At 60.0% G+C, this 19,315-nt stretch carries 8 protein-coding genes, 1 tRNA gene, 1 rRNA gene and 1 pseudogene; 4 read left to right on the top strand and 7 right to left on the bottom strand.

All coding sequences use genetic code 11. The features are described from left to right. Window positions 1-619: DNA methyltransferase (locus ABF821_RS13715; protein ID WP_415530389.1), on the bottom strand; the 619-nt coding region annotated here is incomplete at its 3' end. A gap of 337 nt (window positions 620-956) precedes the next feature. Between ABF821_RS13715 and ABF821_RS13710 the strand changes: the two are divergent. The 3 genes and pseudogenes from ABF821_RS13710 to ABF821_RS13700 all read left to right on the top strand — a co-directional run. Then, window positions 957-1,094: pseudogene (locus tag ABF821_RS13710) on the top strand (IS5/IS1182 family transposase); the annotation flags it as partial. Window positions 1,095-1,275: 181 nt separating this feature from the next. Then, on the top strand, window positions 1,276-2,886 hold the full coding sequence (locus tag ABF821_RS13705) for an ATP-binding protein (protein WP_415530388.1): 1,611 nt from the start codon (window positions 1,276-1,278) through the stop codon (window positions 2,884-2,886). Between the two features lie 198 nt (window positions 2,887-3,084). After that, window positions 3,085-5,013, top strand: a complete 1,929-nt coding sequence (locus tag ABF821_RS13700) for a Druantia anti-phage system protein DruA (RefSeq protein WP_415530387.1) — start codon at window positions 3,085-3,087, stop codon at window positions 5,011-5,013. Window positions 5,014-5,030: 17 nt separating this feature from the next. Here the strand turns inward: ABF821_RS13700 and ABF821_RS13695 are convergent, their stop codons facing one another. The 4 genes from ABF821_RS13695 to ABF821_RS13680 are packed head-to-tail and all read right to left on the bottom strand — an operon-like array spanning window position 5,031 to window position 16,495. Then, window positions 5,031-7,016, bottom strand: a complete 1,986-nt coding sequence (locus ABF821_RS13695) for a hypothetical protein (protein WP_415530386.1) — start codon at window positions 7,014-7,016, stop codon at window positions 5,031-5,033. A gap of 18 nt (window positions 7,017-7,034) precedes the next feature. Next, window positions 7,035-12,578 carry a DEAD/DEAH box helicase gene (locus ABF821_RS13690; protein ID WP_415530385.1) on the bottom strand — a complete coding sequence of 1,848 codons (5,544 nt, stop codon included), beginning with the start codon at window positions 12,576-12,578 and terminating at the stop codon, window positions 7,035-7,037. A gap of 12 nt (window positions 12,579-12,590) precedes the next feature. After that, on the bottom strand, window positions 12,591-13,658 hold the full coding sequence (locus ABF821_RS13685; RefSeq protein WP_415530384.1) for a hypothetical protein: 1,068 nt from the start codon (window positions 13,656-13,658) through the stop codon (window positions 12,591-12,593). Next, entirely contained in the window at window positions 13,655-16,495 is a 2,841-nt protein-coding gene (locus tag ABF821_RS13680) for a hypothetical protein (protein ID WP_415530382.1), read from the bottom strand. The genes ABF821_RS13685 and ABF821_RS13680 overlap by 4 nt, the downstream gene beginning before the upstream one ends. Before the next feature lie 792 nt (window positions 16,496-17,287). On the opposite strand from ABF821_RS13680, the gene ABF821_RS13675 reads away from it, so the two are divergent. Further along, a complete protein-coding gene (locus ABF821_RS13675) occupies window positions 17,288-18,967 on the top strand; it encodes a recombinase family protein (protein ID WP_415530390.1) in 1,680 nt (559 codons plus the stop codon). On the opposite strand, the gene ABF821_RS13670 is transcribed toward ABF821_RS13675, so the two are convergent. Together ABF821_RS13670 and rrf are read right to left on the bottom strand one after the other, a co-directional pair. Continuing rightward, window positions 18,924-19,000, bottom strand: a tRNA-Met gene (locus ABF821_RS13670). The genes ABF821_RS13675 and ABF821_RS13670 overlap by 44 nt on opposite strands. A 21-nt stretch (window positions 19,001-19,021) precedes the next feature. Then, window positions 19,022-19,137, bottom strand: a 5S ribosomal RNA gene (rrf, locus tag ABF821_RS13665). Between the last annotated feature and the right edge of the window lie 178 nt (window positions 19,138-19,315).

Raw genomic sequence — 19,315 nt, 5'->3', positions numbered from 1 at the left:
CCGGGTCCAGTTCCATGCCCAGCCAGTCGCGCCCAAGATGCTGCGCCGCCACCAGGGACGAACCCGAACCCGCGAACGGGTCCAGAACCAGCCCACCCACCGGGCAGAAAGTTTCCACCAGGGGAAGGAGTGAAACCACCGGCTTTTGCGTCGGGTGCAGTTTGTTGCCGCTGTAGGGCATGTCGATCACATCCGGGATGGGCTTTGCGGGCGGCGTCACGTTGCCCTTGGCCAGCAGATAGGCGCTTTCATGTTCATACCGGAGAAAACGGGACGATGATGAATAAGACTTGCGAAAAACGATATGCCCAACCATGCGGAACCCCGCCGCCTTCCAGGCGTCGGCGAATAAATCTATCCGGTTCCAGCCATAGAACGAAACAGCAAACCCGCCCCATTTCAGGACACGATGCATCTGGTTGAAGGCAGGCCGGAGCCAGCGCGCATTGTCGTCGTTGCGGACCTTCCGCCCGTCCCTGCCCTGATAGTTCACCAGGTAAGGCGGGTCTGTCAGGATGAAATCCACCGTATTACGGGGGAGTGCGCGCATAAGCTGCACGCTGTCACCGTTGAGGATGGTATTGCGGAAATCGGTCGCCGTGTTGGTGTTGCCGGTCATGGTCTTTGCCCTTTGTTCCGCGAGGAACAGCCCCCGCTGTTCCTCTGCCTCGCGGCGAGCAGCGGGGTAGCAACGGCAAGGGCGACCGATGGGGAGGGGTATCTCCCGGTCTGCACGGAGCGCAGCGCAGGAAGATCGGGGACACCCCATCGGGCGGCGTCAGCGCGCTGACGCGAACCCTTGCCGGCGCGAGGGCAGCGCCATTAGCTTTTTCTTCCTCTGCCGGGCTAGCTTTCGAAAAATCACAGCTCCAGATCATCGACTGTCGTGATTAATACGACCTATTTTCGAGGCACACCGCAAGGCTTTTAGCCTTCGAGTAAAAAATCCACAGTGACTGATTGGCTGTACCAAAGGCGGCATAAATACGAGACTGCATCCAGTCATGGACAGAAACAGACGTCCGCTCAGCTTCTTCATGACAGCGGGCCCAATCAATGATTACACAGGAGTTGCTTCCCTGCCAGAGAGTCTTCACACGACAAAATGATTTTGAAGAGGAAGCAACGAACCGGCCACGGAACTAGATTTGGCCTTACAGTCGAAACGAGAGAAAGAAGGAGTGAACATAATCGGTCAATCTGCTCAGAGTCCAAGCAGATCGTCAAACTCACAAGGCCTACCGGAGCAGTAACAAGCAATCGAAAGAGGTCCCTATGCGCCTGAATTCACGTCGGAGTGCACCGAAACGCGCGATCGCCGATATCTCGGCACAGGCTCAATATTCCATACAAAAGCATAAAGCCAGAAAGTTAGGACTTACTGTGCCAGATGCATTTGTCCGCGGCATTCGCCATCTTGGATATCGAAGTAACGTCGAAGCGATCGCAGAACTCGTCGACAACGCCATCCAGGCATATGCGGAGCATGTCGACATCGTCTTCGGCTACGACGGTACAGACTCCCAAAAGAAGCCGACCCAGATCGCTGTTCTCGACGATGGGCACGGCATGACGCCGGACATGATCCAATTAGCTATGATGTGGGGCGGAACTCATCGTGAAAATGATCGATCCGGGCTGGGTCGTTACGGCTACGGATTGCCGTGTTCGACAATGAGTATCGGAAAGCGCTTCACCGTCATATCCAAAGTCGCTGGCAGATCAGCCAAACAAGTCACGCTTGACCTCGATGATCTGAACAACGGTAAATACACCGACAATGAGGGCGACACGGTTATTCCGTTACCGTGCGACGCCGACATCCCCCAGTTTCTGTCTAACTATATCGACCTACTATATCTAGACGGTTGGGAATCAGGGACCATCATTCTTATCGAGAAACTCGATCGCCTTGACTGGGCGACGACACTTGGCTTTGCAAAGCATTTAGATCAATGCTTCGGCGTCACATATCATAAACTGCTAATATCGACATTGATATTTATTAACGGAAATCCTGTCTCGCCGACCGATCCACTATTCCTTGATCCGAGCCATACCCTTTGCCGGATTGATGACGACCGAGCCATAGCGTTCGAACCCGTGTCGCTGATAGTAAACACGCCTACCGGGCCAGCGCGGATTCTCCTCCGCTACTCGTACCTACCGCCGAGCTTCGCATCGATCGACAAAAGCAGAGATGCCGTCGGGCTCAACGCCAATGAGAGATTTCCGATCCTAAAAGACTATCACGGCATCATCTTCAGTCGAAATGGCCGCCTTATCGATTGCAAGACCAAAACCCCCTGGACCACCTTTATTAACAATGACCGGTATATCCGGATCGAGGTGGAGTTCCCGGCGTCCCTAGACGAGTTGTTCGGCGTCACTACCGCAAAGCAACAAATTTCCGTGTCACCGGAAATGTGGGATCGGCTCCATGAAGCCGGGCTTGTCAAAGCGATCGAGCAACTTCGCGGCCGAGTGAGATCGTTGAAGACCGCGCGCACCCGGAAGAACGCAGTTTGCGCCTTTCCTAAGGCCGTAGACCGCGACCAGCAAGAAGCAATCGCTAGATCAAAGACGGTATCGAAGACGACTTTATCCGCTCGGGGAAAAGGCCACCGCCCTCCTCTCCTCTTCCGTGCTAGCGATGGATCGCTTAGCCTCAACATCGATCATCCGGCCTTCGCGCGTGGCGGCCGACCTAACCCGATCACCCTTCAAACTGCGCTGGAGGCTCTTTTATGGGCCATCACCAGTGGGCGACGGGACGATACCGACATCCGTCGCAGGATTGTTGTCGAAATCCTTACGGATTGGGGGCGGTCGCTCGATCCAGGCCTGTCGTCGATCACCGACATTCTTGCTTCCGAGACAGATTGAAACTGGCCTGCTGCCAGTTTTCGCGCCTGATCGCACTGGAATTTCGGGCCAATTTTTGGCATAAACACGCAAAGAATAACGGTGTTGAAAAGGGGGTTATGATTGATGTCGGAAAGGAGGTTGCGGTCGGGTCCGGGTCAAGTGCGAACCGTGTCCCCTTTCCTACGCGGCAATCAGAAGAAAGAGTTTCGCAGCCTCATGAGCTTCGAGGGTGCCCCCCAGCCCTCCTTCGCCGAGGAACTGCGCACGTTGGCGCGTAGCTACATCGATGATGGTGAGAGCCGGAAGCTCCGCACCGTCTGCCTCCTCGTCGCCGACCTCTTTGAGCAAGGCTGGCGCGTCGCCGTCGAAGACGACCACATTCTCTTCGAGGCGCCCGGCATCACGCGGCAATCGGAGCAGTCTGTCGATGACGTGAAGCGTCGCATTCGCCACGCCCTGCAAGCCGCACGGCAAAGGCAACTGCAGGAGCCCTCCGTCCAAACCTTTCTCCGGCGCATGGAACGCCGGACGCTTCGCGCGGCCGGGGTGCGTAGTTGCATTCTCGACCTGGTCGACAACGGCTCCGACCTCGCCACCGAGTTCCAACGGATCGCGTCACTTCCCTCCGATCAGCAGGAGGCGGCGTTGGCGGACGTCGTCGATCCGGTCGTCGAGATCTGCAAGGCTGGCGACCGCTGCTCCGCAACAGGTCTGCCGCTCAACGACATCTGGCGCTATTTCCGCCACACTTGGGCGCACGAATACCGCCCGATCCCTGGTCGCCAGTTGCTGGTGCTGATCCGAAACGCTGCCCGCCCTAATCGCCCGGTCATGGGCATCGCCATGCTTGCGAGCCCCGTCATGCGGGTTACAGCGCGCGACCGCTGGATCGGTTGGCTCCGAGAATCGATGGAGACGCGCTTCCTCACCGGCGAATGGATACCCGAAGATATCGCGAAGGCCTTCCTGGGGCGGATCGATGCGTCGATCGCCAATCTCAGGTGGGACGACCTAGCGTCCAAAAGCGAGATCCGGTCACCCGTCGAAACGACTATCCTGCGATTGGAGCAAAAGGCCTCGGGCGCGGCACACTCGCGTGATCTCCAACTCCGCGCCCATTATGAGGACAACCGAGTTGCCGACGGCAGCGTGCGACCGATGCGCGGCAACGTAAAAGACGCACATGGCGATGCCGACTGGCGCGCAGCGTCGGAGGATCTCCTTTTCGTGCGCAAACGATCCGAGCTTCTGGCGCAACTTCTATTCGCCAAGCAAATGTTTCGCGCGGCCGGCCTTGCAAAGAATCCGCGCGCCGCGATCGAGCAACTTCTCGCCGCGAAGACCGGCCAGCGTGCGATCGATATCGTCCTCACCGAGTTTCGTAAGGCCGGCCTATCGAGCCAAGTTGCTGACGTCAGTATCTGTGGCGCGATCCATCCCTACAATGAGTTACTCGGCGGAAAGCTAGTCGCCCTCCTCCTCGCATCGCGGGAGATCCACGATTATTACGCCGAACGGTACGGTTCACAGGTCAGCATCATCGCGTCCCAGATGGCAGGCCGCGCTATCTGCAAACCTGCCGACCTCCGAATCCTGACAACGACGAGCCTCTACGGCGTGGGTTCGAGCCAATATAACCGGCTTCTCCTGCGCGCGAGCGATCACGACGAGTTGGGCCACGACGTCCATTGGGATGCCATAGGCAAGAGCCTTACCGGCGGTTTCGGTACGCTGCATTTGGGCAACGAGACGGCGCACGCGCTGGGGCAGATGGCACAAGCCCGTCACAACTCCAGACGCGTGAACAACCGCTTTGGCGAAGGAACAAGTCCTCGGCTTCGGCAAATCAGAGAAGGTCTCGATGCTCTCGGCATCGACAGCGACGCTATTCTACACCACGCTACCCCACGGCTTTTTTACGCGTGTGAACTCGGCTCGGCATCGCGCGATGCGCTCCTCGGGATGCACTCCGAACCACCATTGCTTTCCAGCGCAGCGTCGATAGGCGCCGCGTGGCGCCGTCGCTGGCTGCTGCAGCGATCCAAACGCTCGGAAACCCTCGCCGCTATCAGAAAGCTTGGTCCACAAAGCGTCCATGCGACATTGATCTCGCCGGGGTCGGATCCGTCTCTGCTTCCGACCTGATACCGGCTAAAACCACATCAGAACGCTGCAGCGTCTTCGAAGCCTATCCAGTCGATGATATCGGGCCGTGCCTTTGCCACCTTCAAGAGGGCATCGCGTACGAAGCTCTGCTGGGCTCCGATGTTAATGACGAGCGTATCAATCGCGCGCGTCAGGGGAATCATCACCCATCGAGACGCATGCAGTTTGGCGAGATCCTCGACAGATGTATAAAGGTCATCGACCTGATGGCCTTCGTTGACCCACTGGGCATACTTATAATCCCAGAGTTCGTCCAAGCCGTAATTGATAACAGTCCAACCTTCGAGGCCGCGGCATGAATCGTACTGGACGAATCTCAACTGGTCACGGCTCGTCGCGAAATGCTCCCGGACGTCGCGGCTCGTGCCATCCCAGACGCGGTGCCCCAGGGAAACGAATTCCGCAGCAGGCTTGCACAGGCAGTCGCAGGCCGTGCCGGCCAATGATGGCGGCACGCAGGCCAGGAGATCGACCGGCGCGTTCTTCAGCGCCTCTGCCTCGTCGCACCATTCCTTTAAACGCTCCGGCTGTGAACTCAGGTCGCCATCGACGATGATGATACGGCCGCCAGCGGCATCCGTGTTCGGCTCCAGAACCCAATCATCGATCCCGAGATTTGTCGCCATATCGGACACGAACGCCGCCAAATTAGCTTTCATCCGCATGCAGCGCGTCAGCCGTCGCTTGCGCAATGACGCCTTGCCGACGCCCGCACTCCAGTCGGCCACAGTCCCGCGAACTAACTGGTCGACACCGTCGGAGATGACCAGGCTTTCCAAGCCATAGATCTTCCGCAGAATTGCAATCTCGTCCGACGGCCAGTCCTGCCCCTCGTCGACGAGCACATTGTCCCAGCCGAACTGATCAGCCTGATCGCGAATGAGCTTGTCTATATCATCGCGGCTGACCGCACCTGAATCGAGATAAGCGAGCAACGCTTGCTTGTGCTCGGCATAGCGCTCGAGGAAGTCGGCGTAGCCTTCGATAATGCCGAGGGCCATCATGAGGCGGCCAAAGAACCCGTGCGCCGTTTCGATACCGATGCCCCCAGTCTCCACAGCGCGGGGCACACCGAGGAGGGCCATCGATCGGCGGAGGTCCGCGACGAGCGCCTTGTTGAAGGTCAGGACCAATGAACGCTTCTCTTCGAACTGGTAGGCTCGATACGCCATCTGCAGGAGGATGACGGTCTTGCCGACGCCACCGCGGCCCTTCAGCAGTATCTGCTTTTCACCCATGTCCTCGACCCAATCGTCCGGCAGCGCCTGTTTCGCGATCAGGTCCATGCGCTTCCGATCGAGAGGCGTCGGTTCGAGGACGTCGAAAAGCTCAAAGCTTGGGTTCAAGATCTTTCTGAAGACTTCCGTTGCTCCGAAGTTCAGATTGGCGAAAGGGCCGGATCTGACAGGACTGGAGGTTTGCCCCAACGTGTTCAGAAGCCTCTCGAAACTCGTGTCGCTCGCGATGAAATTATGAGGTCTTGGCGGAAGCTGCGCTTCCTTCAGCCCCGAAAAAAGCACTAGTTCCTGGACGAAAATGTTCCCGCCATTCCGATCGCGCAGATATTTCTTGAACTCGAACATCTGTTTGAACGCCTTCTCGGTGACGCACTCCCCGTCTTTTTTGTTTCTGTATTTAACCGTGGCGGTTCTGCCCTCAAATCGAACACCGAGAGCGTTATGGGATTTCTCCTCGATCAGTAGGGCGAAGTTCCGAATAGATGCGCCTTTCGGAATGAACGGCTCCCCCTCAGAAGGATAGAATTTCATCTCAGCATCGAACGATCTCGGCGTCGCGAAGCTGCCGACGACGATGATGTCGATATCCTGGAATTTATATCCATACATTTTGAACCCGACGAATATCTTGACGATATCGTCCTTGCTCTGTGCGAGGTCGGGCCACAGCTTCAGCATCTGCTTGCGCAAGTGAACAGCGGCCTCATACTCCTGGCCGCTGTTCACACCCAAAATCTCGATCATGGACTACATCCTACCGTTTCAGGCGATCGCGGAAAGAACAGAGAGCGATGCCGCCGGCAAGTTGCCCCTGACCAGCAGTTCGTTTACCGGAATGACGAGGAGATCCGGCCAACTCTCACGCATCTCCACAATCCTTGGATCGGCCGGATGGTCCCCGGTCAATCCGCCGGCAAGCGCGATCGCAAACCGCTGACCATCCGAGCGCGTGGCGAGGATCGGGATCGTCACCGGCCCCATCCCCGGTACATCGACGTCGATATCGAGGCCGAACCGGACACCGTCAGCCTGGCGCTCGAGATCCTGGTGGAGCAGGACGGTCGAGGCCTTGATCCGCCGAGTGTCGAAGGGCTGCATCTCGCCGCTGATCAGATATGCGAGCAGTTCCGCGCCGACATGCCGATCGAGCAACCCATGCTCGAACTTGTTCTTGAAGCTGCGCAGGCAGCGATAGCACGATGCGTCGCAATTCTCCGGGCACGTCTTCATCAGGGTAAGCGCGCGTTGGAACAACTCTTCGCCGCGGTGGGCCAACTGGCCTGAAAAGCCGGCGCCGCCGGGGAGGGTGTCGTAGAGAAAGATTTCCGCCTCGAGCCCGCTTATCCCCGCCGGCGTCAACGCCGGCCGATATTCCGCCATGAGTTCGCCGGGCTCGATCTCGAGCATCGACGAAGCGGCCTTGGCGATCGCCTCGCTCACCGTCCGCAGCGCGACATCCGTCGGATAGAAGCCGGGCTTCAGCTTGAGCGGCGCCGCCACGCGCAGCGAGAACAATGCGATGTCTGTGATGAAGTCCGTGCCGAGGACAAGGTGCCGGGTCGTGCCCGCGCCTTCGCACATCGGTTCCTTCTCGTCGGGATAGGGCTTCTTGTGAGGCCCGCCGAGCATCGCCGTGCTCTCGGCGCTGGCCTCGATCACACCGCATTTCGTGCAGTAATTATAGCCCTCCTGCTTCGGCCCGGTGTTGGACACCAGCAGATGCTTGCGATCGGGCATGCCACGGATCCGGTCGTTGATCGCGATCCACTTCTCAGTGTCGGCCGGGGTTGGCATCGTCAACTTCGCCCGCGTCGCGTAAGCCGTTTCGGGCATATCGTCGGGCGAGGTCATCTCGTCCACATAGACGGGATGGGCAAAGCCTGGCGGACGCAGCCAATATTGCGTCGGTCCGAACGTGCTTTCGCTGCCGCAGGCGTGGCAGTTGTCGATCACGCCGGGTTTAAGGCCCTCGTCGAGCGGCACCGTCTGCGCGAAGTGGCATTCGGAGCATTCGCGATAGAGGCGGCGGTTTTGCCACGCCTCGACACGGTCCTCCCACATCGGCGAATAGATCGCTCCTGACGTGTAGCACTTGCCCGAGATCCAAACCGTCTTGCCCGGCGCATATTGCGACAGCGCGACCGGCAGAGACTGCGACGGGGCAAATTTCATCACCGGGCGGAAGTCCGTCGATCGGTCGATGTCGAACACATTGAACGGCGCCACATCGGTCGGAAATGCGTAGCGCGGCAGCACGCCACTATACAGCAGCCGGTCCAGCAATTTGCCGGTCTGTGCCTTCTCGGGCGGAACCTCCTCGCCTTCCTCTTCCTGAACCTCGACGCCTTCCCCATCAGGCTCCTCGAAGACCTTCTCGCCGCCCAGCACCTTGCCCTTGAGGGCGTCGTCGATCGCTTTCAGGCAGTCGGCCGCCATATCATCGAGCAGTTCCTGCCGATCCTCCGGCGACAACTGAATCGGAATCCAGTCGGCGACGGAGTCCCGGAGCGACTTGGCATTCTTCTTCAGCCACGCTTCGAAATCGGCGCGGTTGAGGACTTCGGCTCCCGATTGGAATCCGGTGACGGTGCCCAATACCGAAAACAAGTTCGGATCGACGTCGGGATCGAACTCCGGAATCCGATCCTGGTGATAGCGCTGGAGCAGATAGGCCCGGACATGGCGACGCACGATTTCGGGGTTATTGAGGGTGAGCTTGGGGTCGACCACCGGCCCCGCGATCATCGCCTCGGGGTCGCTGAAGTAATGCTCGTCATGGCTATCGGCGCTTCCGAAGGCCACCACGGTCGCGACCGCGTTGCCCCGGCGTCCGGCACGACCAGCGCGCTGCTGGTAGTTCGCGCGACCAGGCGGCATGTTGCGAAGCGCCACGCCAGAGAGTGCGCCGATGTCGATGCCGACCTCCATCGTGGTCGTGCTCGAAAGGATATCGATCGCCGTCGAGCGGTTCGCCGCCGCGCCCCAATCGAGCGCCACGTCTTGGAAGAGAAGCTCATTTTCCTCCGCACGTGAAAAGACGTCTTCGCTCTGCGGCGCGTTTAGCTGCGCCGTATGTTCGGCCGCGATCAACGCCATCGGCCTGTGCTCGGGATCGTGGAGCGCCGCTATGACGGGTGCCCGATAATAGCCTTTGCGGGCGACGAAGACAGGGTCCGTAGCGGGATCGAGGGAGACGATCTCCCTGCTGCCGCAATCGAGGCAATGCGGCAGCTTCGGCACGGGTCGGTGAACCGAACGGCATGCGCCGCAGCGCACCCACTCGCCATCCATGAGCAGCGAGAGATTCTTGCCAGCGAGGCGCTTGAACCCGCTTTCCATCTCTTCGGCAAAGATCTGCATCAGGGCAGGCTGCCATTGCTTGTCGAAGAGCGAGTAAGCGGTCTTGTCGGGGAGCACGCGGCGCATCGCCTTGAACGAACCCTTTTGCGATCGCACGCTGGTCCCGCTTCCGCCACCGCGCTTGTACCAGGTGCTCGGCATGGCGTTCAGCCAGAAGGCCTTCGGCCTCCAGCATCGCAGCCAGGCACGAGCCAGTGCGATCTTGTCTTCGTTGGTATCCGCAATTCCCGGGATTGCCGGCAACGCATGAACCGCCGCCGCCTTGTCGACACTCTCGCACAGCGAGGCGAGCGCGAGCGCTTCGAGTCCGAGATGACGGTCCCTGACGGTCTTGACGATATCGTCGAGCAAGCCCTCCGGCGGACGATCGCCCCTGTTCTTCATCCAGAGCATCATGAACTGGGTCGGATCATCGAGCGCGCCGGCCTGAACACCGGCTTCGATCGCGGCTTCGGCGGCAAAGTTCTCCCCCACCTTGATCTCGGGTCGGAGCCGGACACCGAGGCCCTTGGACGCAAGGAGCGCGGCGAAATATAGATCATCGAGGCTGAGCATCGATGTGATCATCGGGTGCTGACGAAGCCGGTCGAAGCCCCATACGATCAGCGTTCGAAGCGCATCGCGCACCGAATAGAGTTGGAGGTTCGGCGCGAGGCGGGCGGCGACCTGACGGGAGTCGCTGAATACCAGCACCTTGCGTCCACGCAGCGGCGCAAAGCTCGACGCCCGCTGCGGCCCAGGCGGCTGGACCTGAATCTGGCGTGCGACCAGGGCCTGGAAAGGCTGATCCCCCTTGGTCTGGTGATCCTGAACCGAGGTCCGCCCAAAGGCCGCCGTATCGCCGCAGACGGCGCAGGGCGTGAACTGGCCGCGCACCTCAAGCCGATTGTCCTGATTGCCCTCATCGTCAGCGGGCGGCGTGACGCGATCCTTGCGCAGGTACACCGTGCGGGTTCGCGGACTCTGATTGAGCGGGTTTATGCGCCCCGTCTCGAGATCATACTCCGCAATCTCGGCGAGGTCCGGATGCCTGGGTTCCTCCAGCAGGAGATCGAGATCGAGGAGCGGCGAGGTTTCCATTCCCGGCATCTTCAGGCGCCGGCCCGGCTCCGACCACAACGCATTCGGCGTGTCGACGTCGTCGGAATGGGCACGGACGTGGGCTGCGCCGCAATTCCGGCAGGTGTAGAATTCGAGCACGCGGGCACCGCAACCGCATATCTCGCGGGGCTGGCTATACATCTTGCCGCAGATGCCCGAATGCTCGTCAGTACCGAGTTCGGTGCAATCGGGATCCATGCAGACCCAGAGACCAGGCAGGCCTCGGTAAAAGTTGTGGATCCGACAGGGCAACAGACCGGCCGCCTCCGGATTCTCTCGGGCGACACTGCCAAGCGCGAGGAGCGCCGTGACCGCGCGGTCTGCCTGACCGGGCGTGTCCGGGAAAAGCTCTGACCCGAGGCTCGCCACCGGACGGGCGGCCTTCATGGTCGTATTCACCAGGAGGCCGAGCGGCGGGAAGGTTTCGAGAGCCGCGTAGAGATCGCGACCAATATCTCCGGTCGGCGCGACGCCACGATGGTGAAGGACGGGAGCGATCGCCGCTCGCCGTTTGTCCTCGTCCGGATCGTAGAAGCCCGACAGATCGATCCCAGCCAGCAGGTCGGCGTCCGCGCTGCTTCCCGTAGCCGCGTGCTGCCGCAAATCAAGGTCGCCGGTGACCGCGACGAAGCTGGCGGCGTCGACCCCGGTCAACTGCGATCCGAAGGCGCCCGCATGCTCCTTCTCGTTGAAGCTGGCCGTGGCGCAGATCACCTGGAACCGCTCGACCGGGATACCGAGCCGCGCGCGCAGCCGCCGCATCAGCAATCCGACTTCCGCGCCGGCAGCGCCCCGGTAGAGGTGGGCCTCGTCGAGGACGACGGTGAATTTCTCCTCCTGGTTCGCAGCTAGCCACGCGGCCGTCTGGTCGAAGATGGTCCGTTCGATCGGACGCATCAGCATATATTCGAGCATCGAATAGTTGGTGACCAGCAGATCGGGCGCTGCATCCTGCGCTTCGTGCCGCGTGATCAGTTCGGAATCCTCAGGCAGGGTCACCGCCCGCAGCGGCTCACCCGTCTTCGGGTCTGCCCACCGCGATCCCTTTGCCCCGAACCACTTTTCGAGGTCAGGCTTCGCCGGCCACTTTCCGCGCTCTTTCAGTTCGCTGCGAAGCTTCGACGCGCGCTGCTGATCCTCCGATTTCGGACCCGACGCCTGCCGCTCGATCTCGACGTAGAAGCTCTCGAACGACGTGAATTTCTTGCTATCGCGCTTGCTGGTGCGAACACCGGCATAAGGCGTCCGGCTGGTATAGCGCGCGAACGTCGGTGGTCTGCCTGCCCATTCGGTGAACGCCGCCGCCAGGCGGGGATCGCCGAAAATGGCCCTCAAACGGCCAAGCTGGTCATTCACGAGCGCATTCATCGGATAGAGCAGCAGCGCCCGGACACCGTGCTGGCCGCCGAAAGCCTTGGGCTTCGTCGCCGCCTCGCGGGCGAACTTCCCGAGGATCGGCAGGAGGAACGATTCCGTCTTGCCCGAGCCGGTGCCGGTCATAATGACGAGGTTCTGGCCGCCGATCAGCGAATGCTTGATAGCGTCCGCCTGGTGCCGATAAGGCGGGTCGAAGAGCAGTCTTGGCTGCTTGCCGTCAGTCTTCGCCAACGCCGAATACACCGCAAGGGCCGCAGGAGGCAGCCCCTCGATCTTTGCGAAATTCTGGCCGAGTTGATATTTGGGCGTAGATTCGAGGTAAGGGATCTGGTGGGTAACGCCGGTCCTCTTCAGCAGTGTTTGGCGCTGGCTGATAAGTGTCGCGTCGCCGATATGGTAGGTTGCCTCGATATAATCCCTGAGTGAAGTGTGCAGTTGTTCAATCGTCTCTTGTATCGTCGCAGCCATACAATTCGGTCCTTACTCTTCACATTCGAGGAAAAGATATTCTTTTAGGAAGGCCTGTTCCGCGCTCACAGAATCAAGCGGAAGACAGAACGACATCAGGCATTTGTCGGGAGCCACTTCCTGCCCGATCGTGGAGAGACGCCGCCGTGCCCAATCCGGCAATGGGAAGAACAGGTCGAAGCGCTTGGCCCCGTCCAATGCGACGATGCGGTATCGCTGTGGCCTCTTCAACAAGGCGTCGATCGCAAGTTGGGCGCGCCATGCCATGTCGCACCCCCGATACCGGGATCCGGGGACAGGAAAGTCGACGAGTTTCCTCAGTTCACCCCGTTCGAGGCTCGCATAACCCCAAAGGTCCGCTCCATAGGCCTGCGGGCGACGGACGATGTAATTGCCGTCCTGCCCCGATGGGGCCACCCACCGTGCCCGGTAGCTCCGCGTGTCCTTTGCCCCGTCGAAAACCTTGAGGTCTGGAACGTGGCCGGCCGGACCCAGCGCTGCCAGCTTGGCGTCAAGCCCGGCGATGAGAGAGGCCGCGCTCTCCGGCCTAGGGCTCCGCCTCCATGCATTAAGGGACAAGGATCGAAAGCCGATGCTCTTGAGCGATGCGTCGAGATCTTCACCAGGCAGTGGCTCGATCACCCGGACAGGGCCCCTCGAGACCACGCGCTCCCTCCATGCGACCGGTAGAGGAAGGGCGTCGTCAGGCGCTAGTCCCAGTATGTAAGCCGCGCCTGACGGATGCATGACGAATGAGGGCGGCGCGGCGAAGACCCATGTCGCCTTCACCTTCTCGTCCAGCGTAGTCACGTCGTGGAACTCGAGCAGATCACCAACGGCAACGAGCGCGTCCACGCAATCCTCAAGGTGGCCGACTAGATCGGGCACGTCGAGCTCAAAGACGCGATGACTGCCCGCCATCGACGAAACGAGGGTGCGTGGCGAACACGGGCACAATTGCCCGGCGAGGCGCCGCAAGCCGGCGAACCAATAGGCGCTGTCCACCTCGGTCCCGACGGGAAGCCCGAGATCACGGCGGGCGGAGGCGATGATCTCGTCCACGTTCACGATCTCGATCATCGGCGAGTTGCCTGTGGCACCGTCGGTTGCGCTTCGAACGGTACTGACGTCGCCATAGTGATAAAGCGAGCGGCTCGCGTCAGGCTCGCGGCGTCTTTGGAAGACGTGATGCGTTCAGCGATCACCTCCGACCATCGGCCGCCCTGCTCCAGCCAGTACGCGACCTGGAGCGCATCGGAGCAGGCCTCGCGCGAGGCAATTTTGTAACGTTGGGCTAGGTCAATGAGATCCTTCGTGCGTTCGGTAGGCGGGATCGTTTGAAACCGAGCGACGTCGCGGACCAGGACGAAATTGAAGGCGGCCGGTGCCCCGGTCGCCCCAGCGAAGCGCTTCAGATTGGCCACACCTTTCGGCGAACTGGCATACTCATCCTCAGCGTCGATCCAGTCTGTCCCGCAAACGAACTCACACAAAGCGTCTCGAAGCGCGGTTGCAACCCTATCACGTCGATTTCCCGCAAGCGGGCCTACGAGCTTAGCCGTAGACCAAATCTCTATAAGGTTAGCAATGCGCGGCATCATCAACATTGAGTAGGGTAGAAGGTTCGCCAGGCTCGGCTGAACGAGCAGCCCATGGAAGCCTCCGACGACAGTCGGCATGCTCACGATCAGGGTCTGCTGGATCTCCCCATAGGAGACGACACAGAGGCCTCCTTCATTCTCAGGGAGGAAGCCCTCGATCGCGCGTTCGAGGCTGATAGGCTCCGGCCGGCCCGGATGGGAGAAGGGATAGAAACTCAGTGCTGGCAGATCATTGCCTTCATGGTCGTCAACCAGCCGCAAGGTCGTGCCGTGCCCCGTCTTGTGCCACACCCAGCGGATGGGAGCGACTTCGCGCTGAAGACTGATCTGACGAACGCCCAGTTGATCGCCTTCGACAACGAGGCGCCCCGAAGTGGCGCGCAGGAATGCCCAGGGATTTGTCTCCTTTGAAAGAAAGATTGAGAGCGCGCGCTCCCAGCGTTCGACCGTCACCGGCAATGGCAGGTCGGCAATGGATTCGCTGCCGAGTTTCGCGCCAGCAGCGTCGAGCAAATCTACGTTCACGCGCACACGGTGGTCGGCGGGTCCGAAGATCTGCAATTTCACGTCACCCTCCCAGAGGCGGTCTAGGCTCGGCTCTTCGGGCTCAATGGTCGTGACCAAGCCGATATGCGCGGAGGTGCCAGCTATCCACGGCCGGGCATGCCGCATCGATATCTGAAGAAGGCCCGAAATCACCGGGCAGGTCTTGTCGCTTGGGCGAACCTCGACTGTCAGAGAATGGAGACCCAGGCTCAAATCTGAGAATCTGAGTAATATAGGACCAGATCGCCCATTGACGTCGACATGCACGAACTCTGCGTCGAGCTTTACGCAGTAACTATCGACCCCAAAATCGGCGAGAAGCGACACGCAGGGTGTCTCGCCATCCATCCATTCTGCAAAACCTTCGCCGTCCCACCGCCTCGCACCGAGGCCGACGGGCGCGAGCCGCACATTCTTGGAGACACTAAGGTGCAACGCACTAAGCGCATCAACCTCCGCTGATGCAAGGACATTTGGAAGATCGATCGCCAGTCCGGTCACGCCGCTGGCGGTCAGACTGATCTCCTCGCCGAAAGATGGGGCTGCAATTTGCTCGGATGAAACATAGATGTATCGGCCCCCGGGGCGAACGACACGACTGATAATCTCGCGCGCAAGACCGTCCGATCCGACCCGAAAAAGCCATGCCGGACCTAAAGTTATGCACCCGTCGACGCGAAGAAGGTGCTCCAACACTGGCTGCTCGCGGTCGAATTTGACCACGGGCTTGTAGGGTGACGGCCAACTGGTCAGGACACGCCGCTGGTCGCCCTGCAGTAACCAGCCCGCCGGCAGGGCGCCTAATGAACCGGCAACCTGACAACGGGTTTGCCGAAGGAACTTATTCAAGTCTGGGCTGATCTCGGCAATGGGTCGCAACGAGGGCAATTCCATGACCGGTGTCCACTCATGAGCCGATACTCGCCGTAGCGTCAACGCCGGCCGGATTTCGGGCCTTTGCTCCTGAGTTACAGTCTCCCTGCAATAGGCATCAGTCATATTGCTTGCCTGATGTACAGACGATGTTCCATTAAAGCGCGCGCGTTCAAAGACTTTTCGCGCGTCGTGTAACCATGCCCTTCCGCTGGCGGCTTTCTGGAGGTCGGTAACGATTCGGTCGAGCGTACTGGAATGGATGAAATGTTCGACGGCATCGTTCCTACCTCCGAGCAGCGCGAACACGATCCTACCCGCGACCTCCTCCTGCTGGAGAAAATTACGAAAGCGAGAACTCGCCTCATCACTCACCGTCGCAAGAAAGCGACCTAGTTCCGCAGGAGGGGAGTCGATCCGCGCGACAAGTGCATAGCGCCACTCATAGAGTGCCTTTGCCAGTTGTAGCTGCAGATCTCGCGGCAATAACGCATGCGTTATCGGCCACGCGATGATCGAGAACCATGAAGCCCATGGGCCTGTTGGCTTGAACCCGTCAAAGCGTTGGTGGAATTTTACAAACCAGTCTCTAAGTGACCGTCGATCGCAATATCGCGTCCAATAAGGGGTTCTTCTTTCAAAGGTCTCCCAAAACTCTTCGCCATCATAATCGTAACCTTGTTCAGCTGAATAAACGACCCACAACAGCCAATATTTTGACGCGCGTTCGCCTTTTGCTAGAGATGTATTGAGTTGTTTGCCAAGACTCCGCTGTTCATTCTCGTCGAGTCCATGCTCGAGAGCGAACACCGGGAGACCGTGGGCTCGACGCAGTTCCGCGAGAGCCTTAAAATGCGCTTCAAGACGTGCAGTCCATTCTGCAAATGTGTTTGACATCCGTCGGCGACGAATCAGTACGATGGCATTGATTGCGAGACATGCCCCAAGGCAAGCAACGCAGCCAAAGCCTTCTCGGTATTCATCGCCCGCCTCCCTCTTCGTAGCTCGATGCTGCTACTGCTTCGTTATGCAAATTAGGAACTTTAGCTACTAAAAAAGATAGCCTAGTTTGAACGAATTGACCAAGTTCCGGTATGCTCTCTGGGTAGGGCAGGTTCCATACCAGCATGGCATACGTAATACTGCGACGATATCTCCACAGCCCAATAGTCCCCCGGCTCATGTAGACTGTAGTGGCATAGACCAGCCGCTCTTCGCCTTGTGAAACGTGACCGACACCACAAGACCTGCCAGCGCTTCCTTAAATGCGGTGTCGGTGACGCGCCTGTTCATTTGTTCTTCTGGATACCGCCATGAGCCAGTATTTGTGCGACGCGCCTGTATCCGGGACTACCCATGACTACGATTCCGCACTCTGGAGCACGCGCGGGCAGGACGCTCCATATTACCATTTTCTATTGAAATAACAGTCCTCTGCCCGGATCGTGTGTCTGTTTTCCTTGCCTTGCGGTCGGAAGAGAGCCACGATGACGGACAGACCCAGCCAGTCCAGTGCCCCGGCGTATCAACCGCCCGAGCCTGAATTACGGCTCGTCCTGCGCCCCAACACTCCCGACCCGCGTCTGGTGGCGCTGGTCCGCCTCATGGCGCGCCGTGCGGCACGGGACTGGTTCCGGTCACAGCAACAGGAGCAGCGCCGCCGCTCCGGACCGTAAGGGATACCTCGTCATGAAGGTCGCGCTCTACGCCCGCTATTCCTCCGACAACCAGCGCGACGCCTCGATCGCCGACCAGCTTCGCGTCTGCCGCACCCATGCGGAAAAACAGGGCTGGACCATCGTCGAGGAGTATACCGACCACGCCATCTCGGGTGCCTCCCTGATGCGGCCCGGCATCCAGGCGCTGATCGCGGACGCACAGCGCGGACGGTTCCAGATCGTGCTGGCCGAGGCGATGGACCGTCTGTCCCGCGACCAGGAGGACATCGCCGGCGTCTTCAAGCGCATGAACTATGCTGGCGTGCGGATCTTCACCCTCTCCGAGGGCGAGGTGTCCCACCTTCACGTCGGCCTCAAGGGCACAATGAACGCCCTCTTCCTGAAAGACCTGGCCGAGAAGACCCATCGCGGCCTGCGCGGCCGGGTCGAGCAGGGCAAGTCCGGCGGCGGCAATGCCTACGGCTATGACGTGGTACGCAGGCTCGATGCCAATGGGGAGCCAATCCGGGGCGACCGGACCATCAACGAGGTGGAGGCCGAGGTCGTCCGTCGCATCTTCCGCGACTTCGCGGCCGGGCTGGGGCCGCGTGCGATCGCCTTCCGTCTCAACGATGAAGGCATCTCAGCCCCAGGCAGCGGCGCCTGGGGCTTCTCCACGATCAATGGCAACCGGGCGCGCGGCACCGGCATCCTCAACAACGAGATGTACGTGGGGAAGCTGGTCTGGAATCGCCAACGCTTCATCAAGGATCCCGATACCGGCAAGCGCCAGGCCCGACCCAATCCGGACTCCGAATGGGTGATCCAGGAAGTGCCGGAGTTGCGGATCGTCGACCAGGACCTGTGGGACGCGGTCAAGTCGCGGCAGGCCAGCGTCAGCGCCAGCCGCGATACGCGTGACACGTCATCGCCCGATCATTTCCGCGAGAAACGCCGCCCCCGCTACCTGTTCTCCGGCCTGAGCAAATGCGGCTGCTGCGGTGGCGGCTATTCCATGATCTCCGGCGCATTGCTTGGCTGCTCGACGGCCCGTAACAAGGGCACCTGCGACAACCGGACCAACATGCGCCGTGAGGAACTGGAGCGGCGTGTCCTTGATGCACTGCGCCACCATCTCATGGATCCGGACCTGTTCGCCGAGTTCTGCACGGCGTTCACCACCGAGATGAACCGGCTGCGCATGGAGGCATCGGCCGACATCGGCGCAGCGGAATCAGAACTGAAGCGGATCGAGCGCGACATCCAGCGCCTGATGGATCTCTATCTTTCCGAAGCGATCTCGATCGAGACGGTCAAGGAACGTGGATCGAAGCTCGAAGCCCGCAAGAGTGAACTCAAGGAGTTCCTCGCCACCGCCGAGGCGCCGCCGCCCCTGCTCCATCCGCAGATGGCGGAGTTCTATCACCGACAACTCGCGCGCCTGCACGACATGCTGCATTCCGAACTGGACGAAAAGCGCCAGGAGGCGGCCGAGGTGATCCGCTCTCTAATTGAGGCGATCATTCTCACGCCATCCGACAGGGGCCTCCAGATCCACGTTCGTGGTGATCTGGCCGGCATCCTGACGGTTGCGTCGGGCGGACAAACGAAAACCCCAGCCCGTTTCCGGACTGGGGTTCGTGATGCGTTGGCATCGCAAGTTCAGATGGTTGCGGGGATAGGATTTGAACCTATGACCTTCAGGTTATGAGCCTGACGAGCTACCGGGCTGCTCCACCCCGCGGGGGTGAGGGAGGACTGGAAGACCTGGCGGCGACCGACTTTCCCGCGTCTTAAGACGCAGTATCATAGGCGCAGGGGCATTTCACGGCCGAGTTCGGGATGGGATCGGGTGGATCTTTCCCCGCCATAGCCACCAGGTCGTCCAGTCCACCCTATTGAGGGGTGTGTTGGGCGTGTGAGGTTGGTGTTTTTTTGTGTGAGTGTGTTTTGTGCGTGGATGATTTCTGTGCATGTGTGTTTGCCTGATTTTATCAGGCGGTGTGAGTGAGCCTATTGGGCGATTAGGACCAGTTAGCTGCACGCATTACTGCGCTTT

It is taken from the genome of Gluconacetobacter sp. (assembly GCF_047721585.1).
GTDB classification, from domain to species: domain Bacteria; phylum Pseudomonadota; class Alphaproteobacteria; order Acetobacterales; family Acetobacteraceae; genus Gluconacetobacter; species Gluconacetobacter dulcium.
The sequence above is the reverse complement of the archived record's forward strand: the minus strand, read 5'-3'. Positions and strand labels throughout refer to the sequence as shown.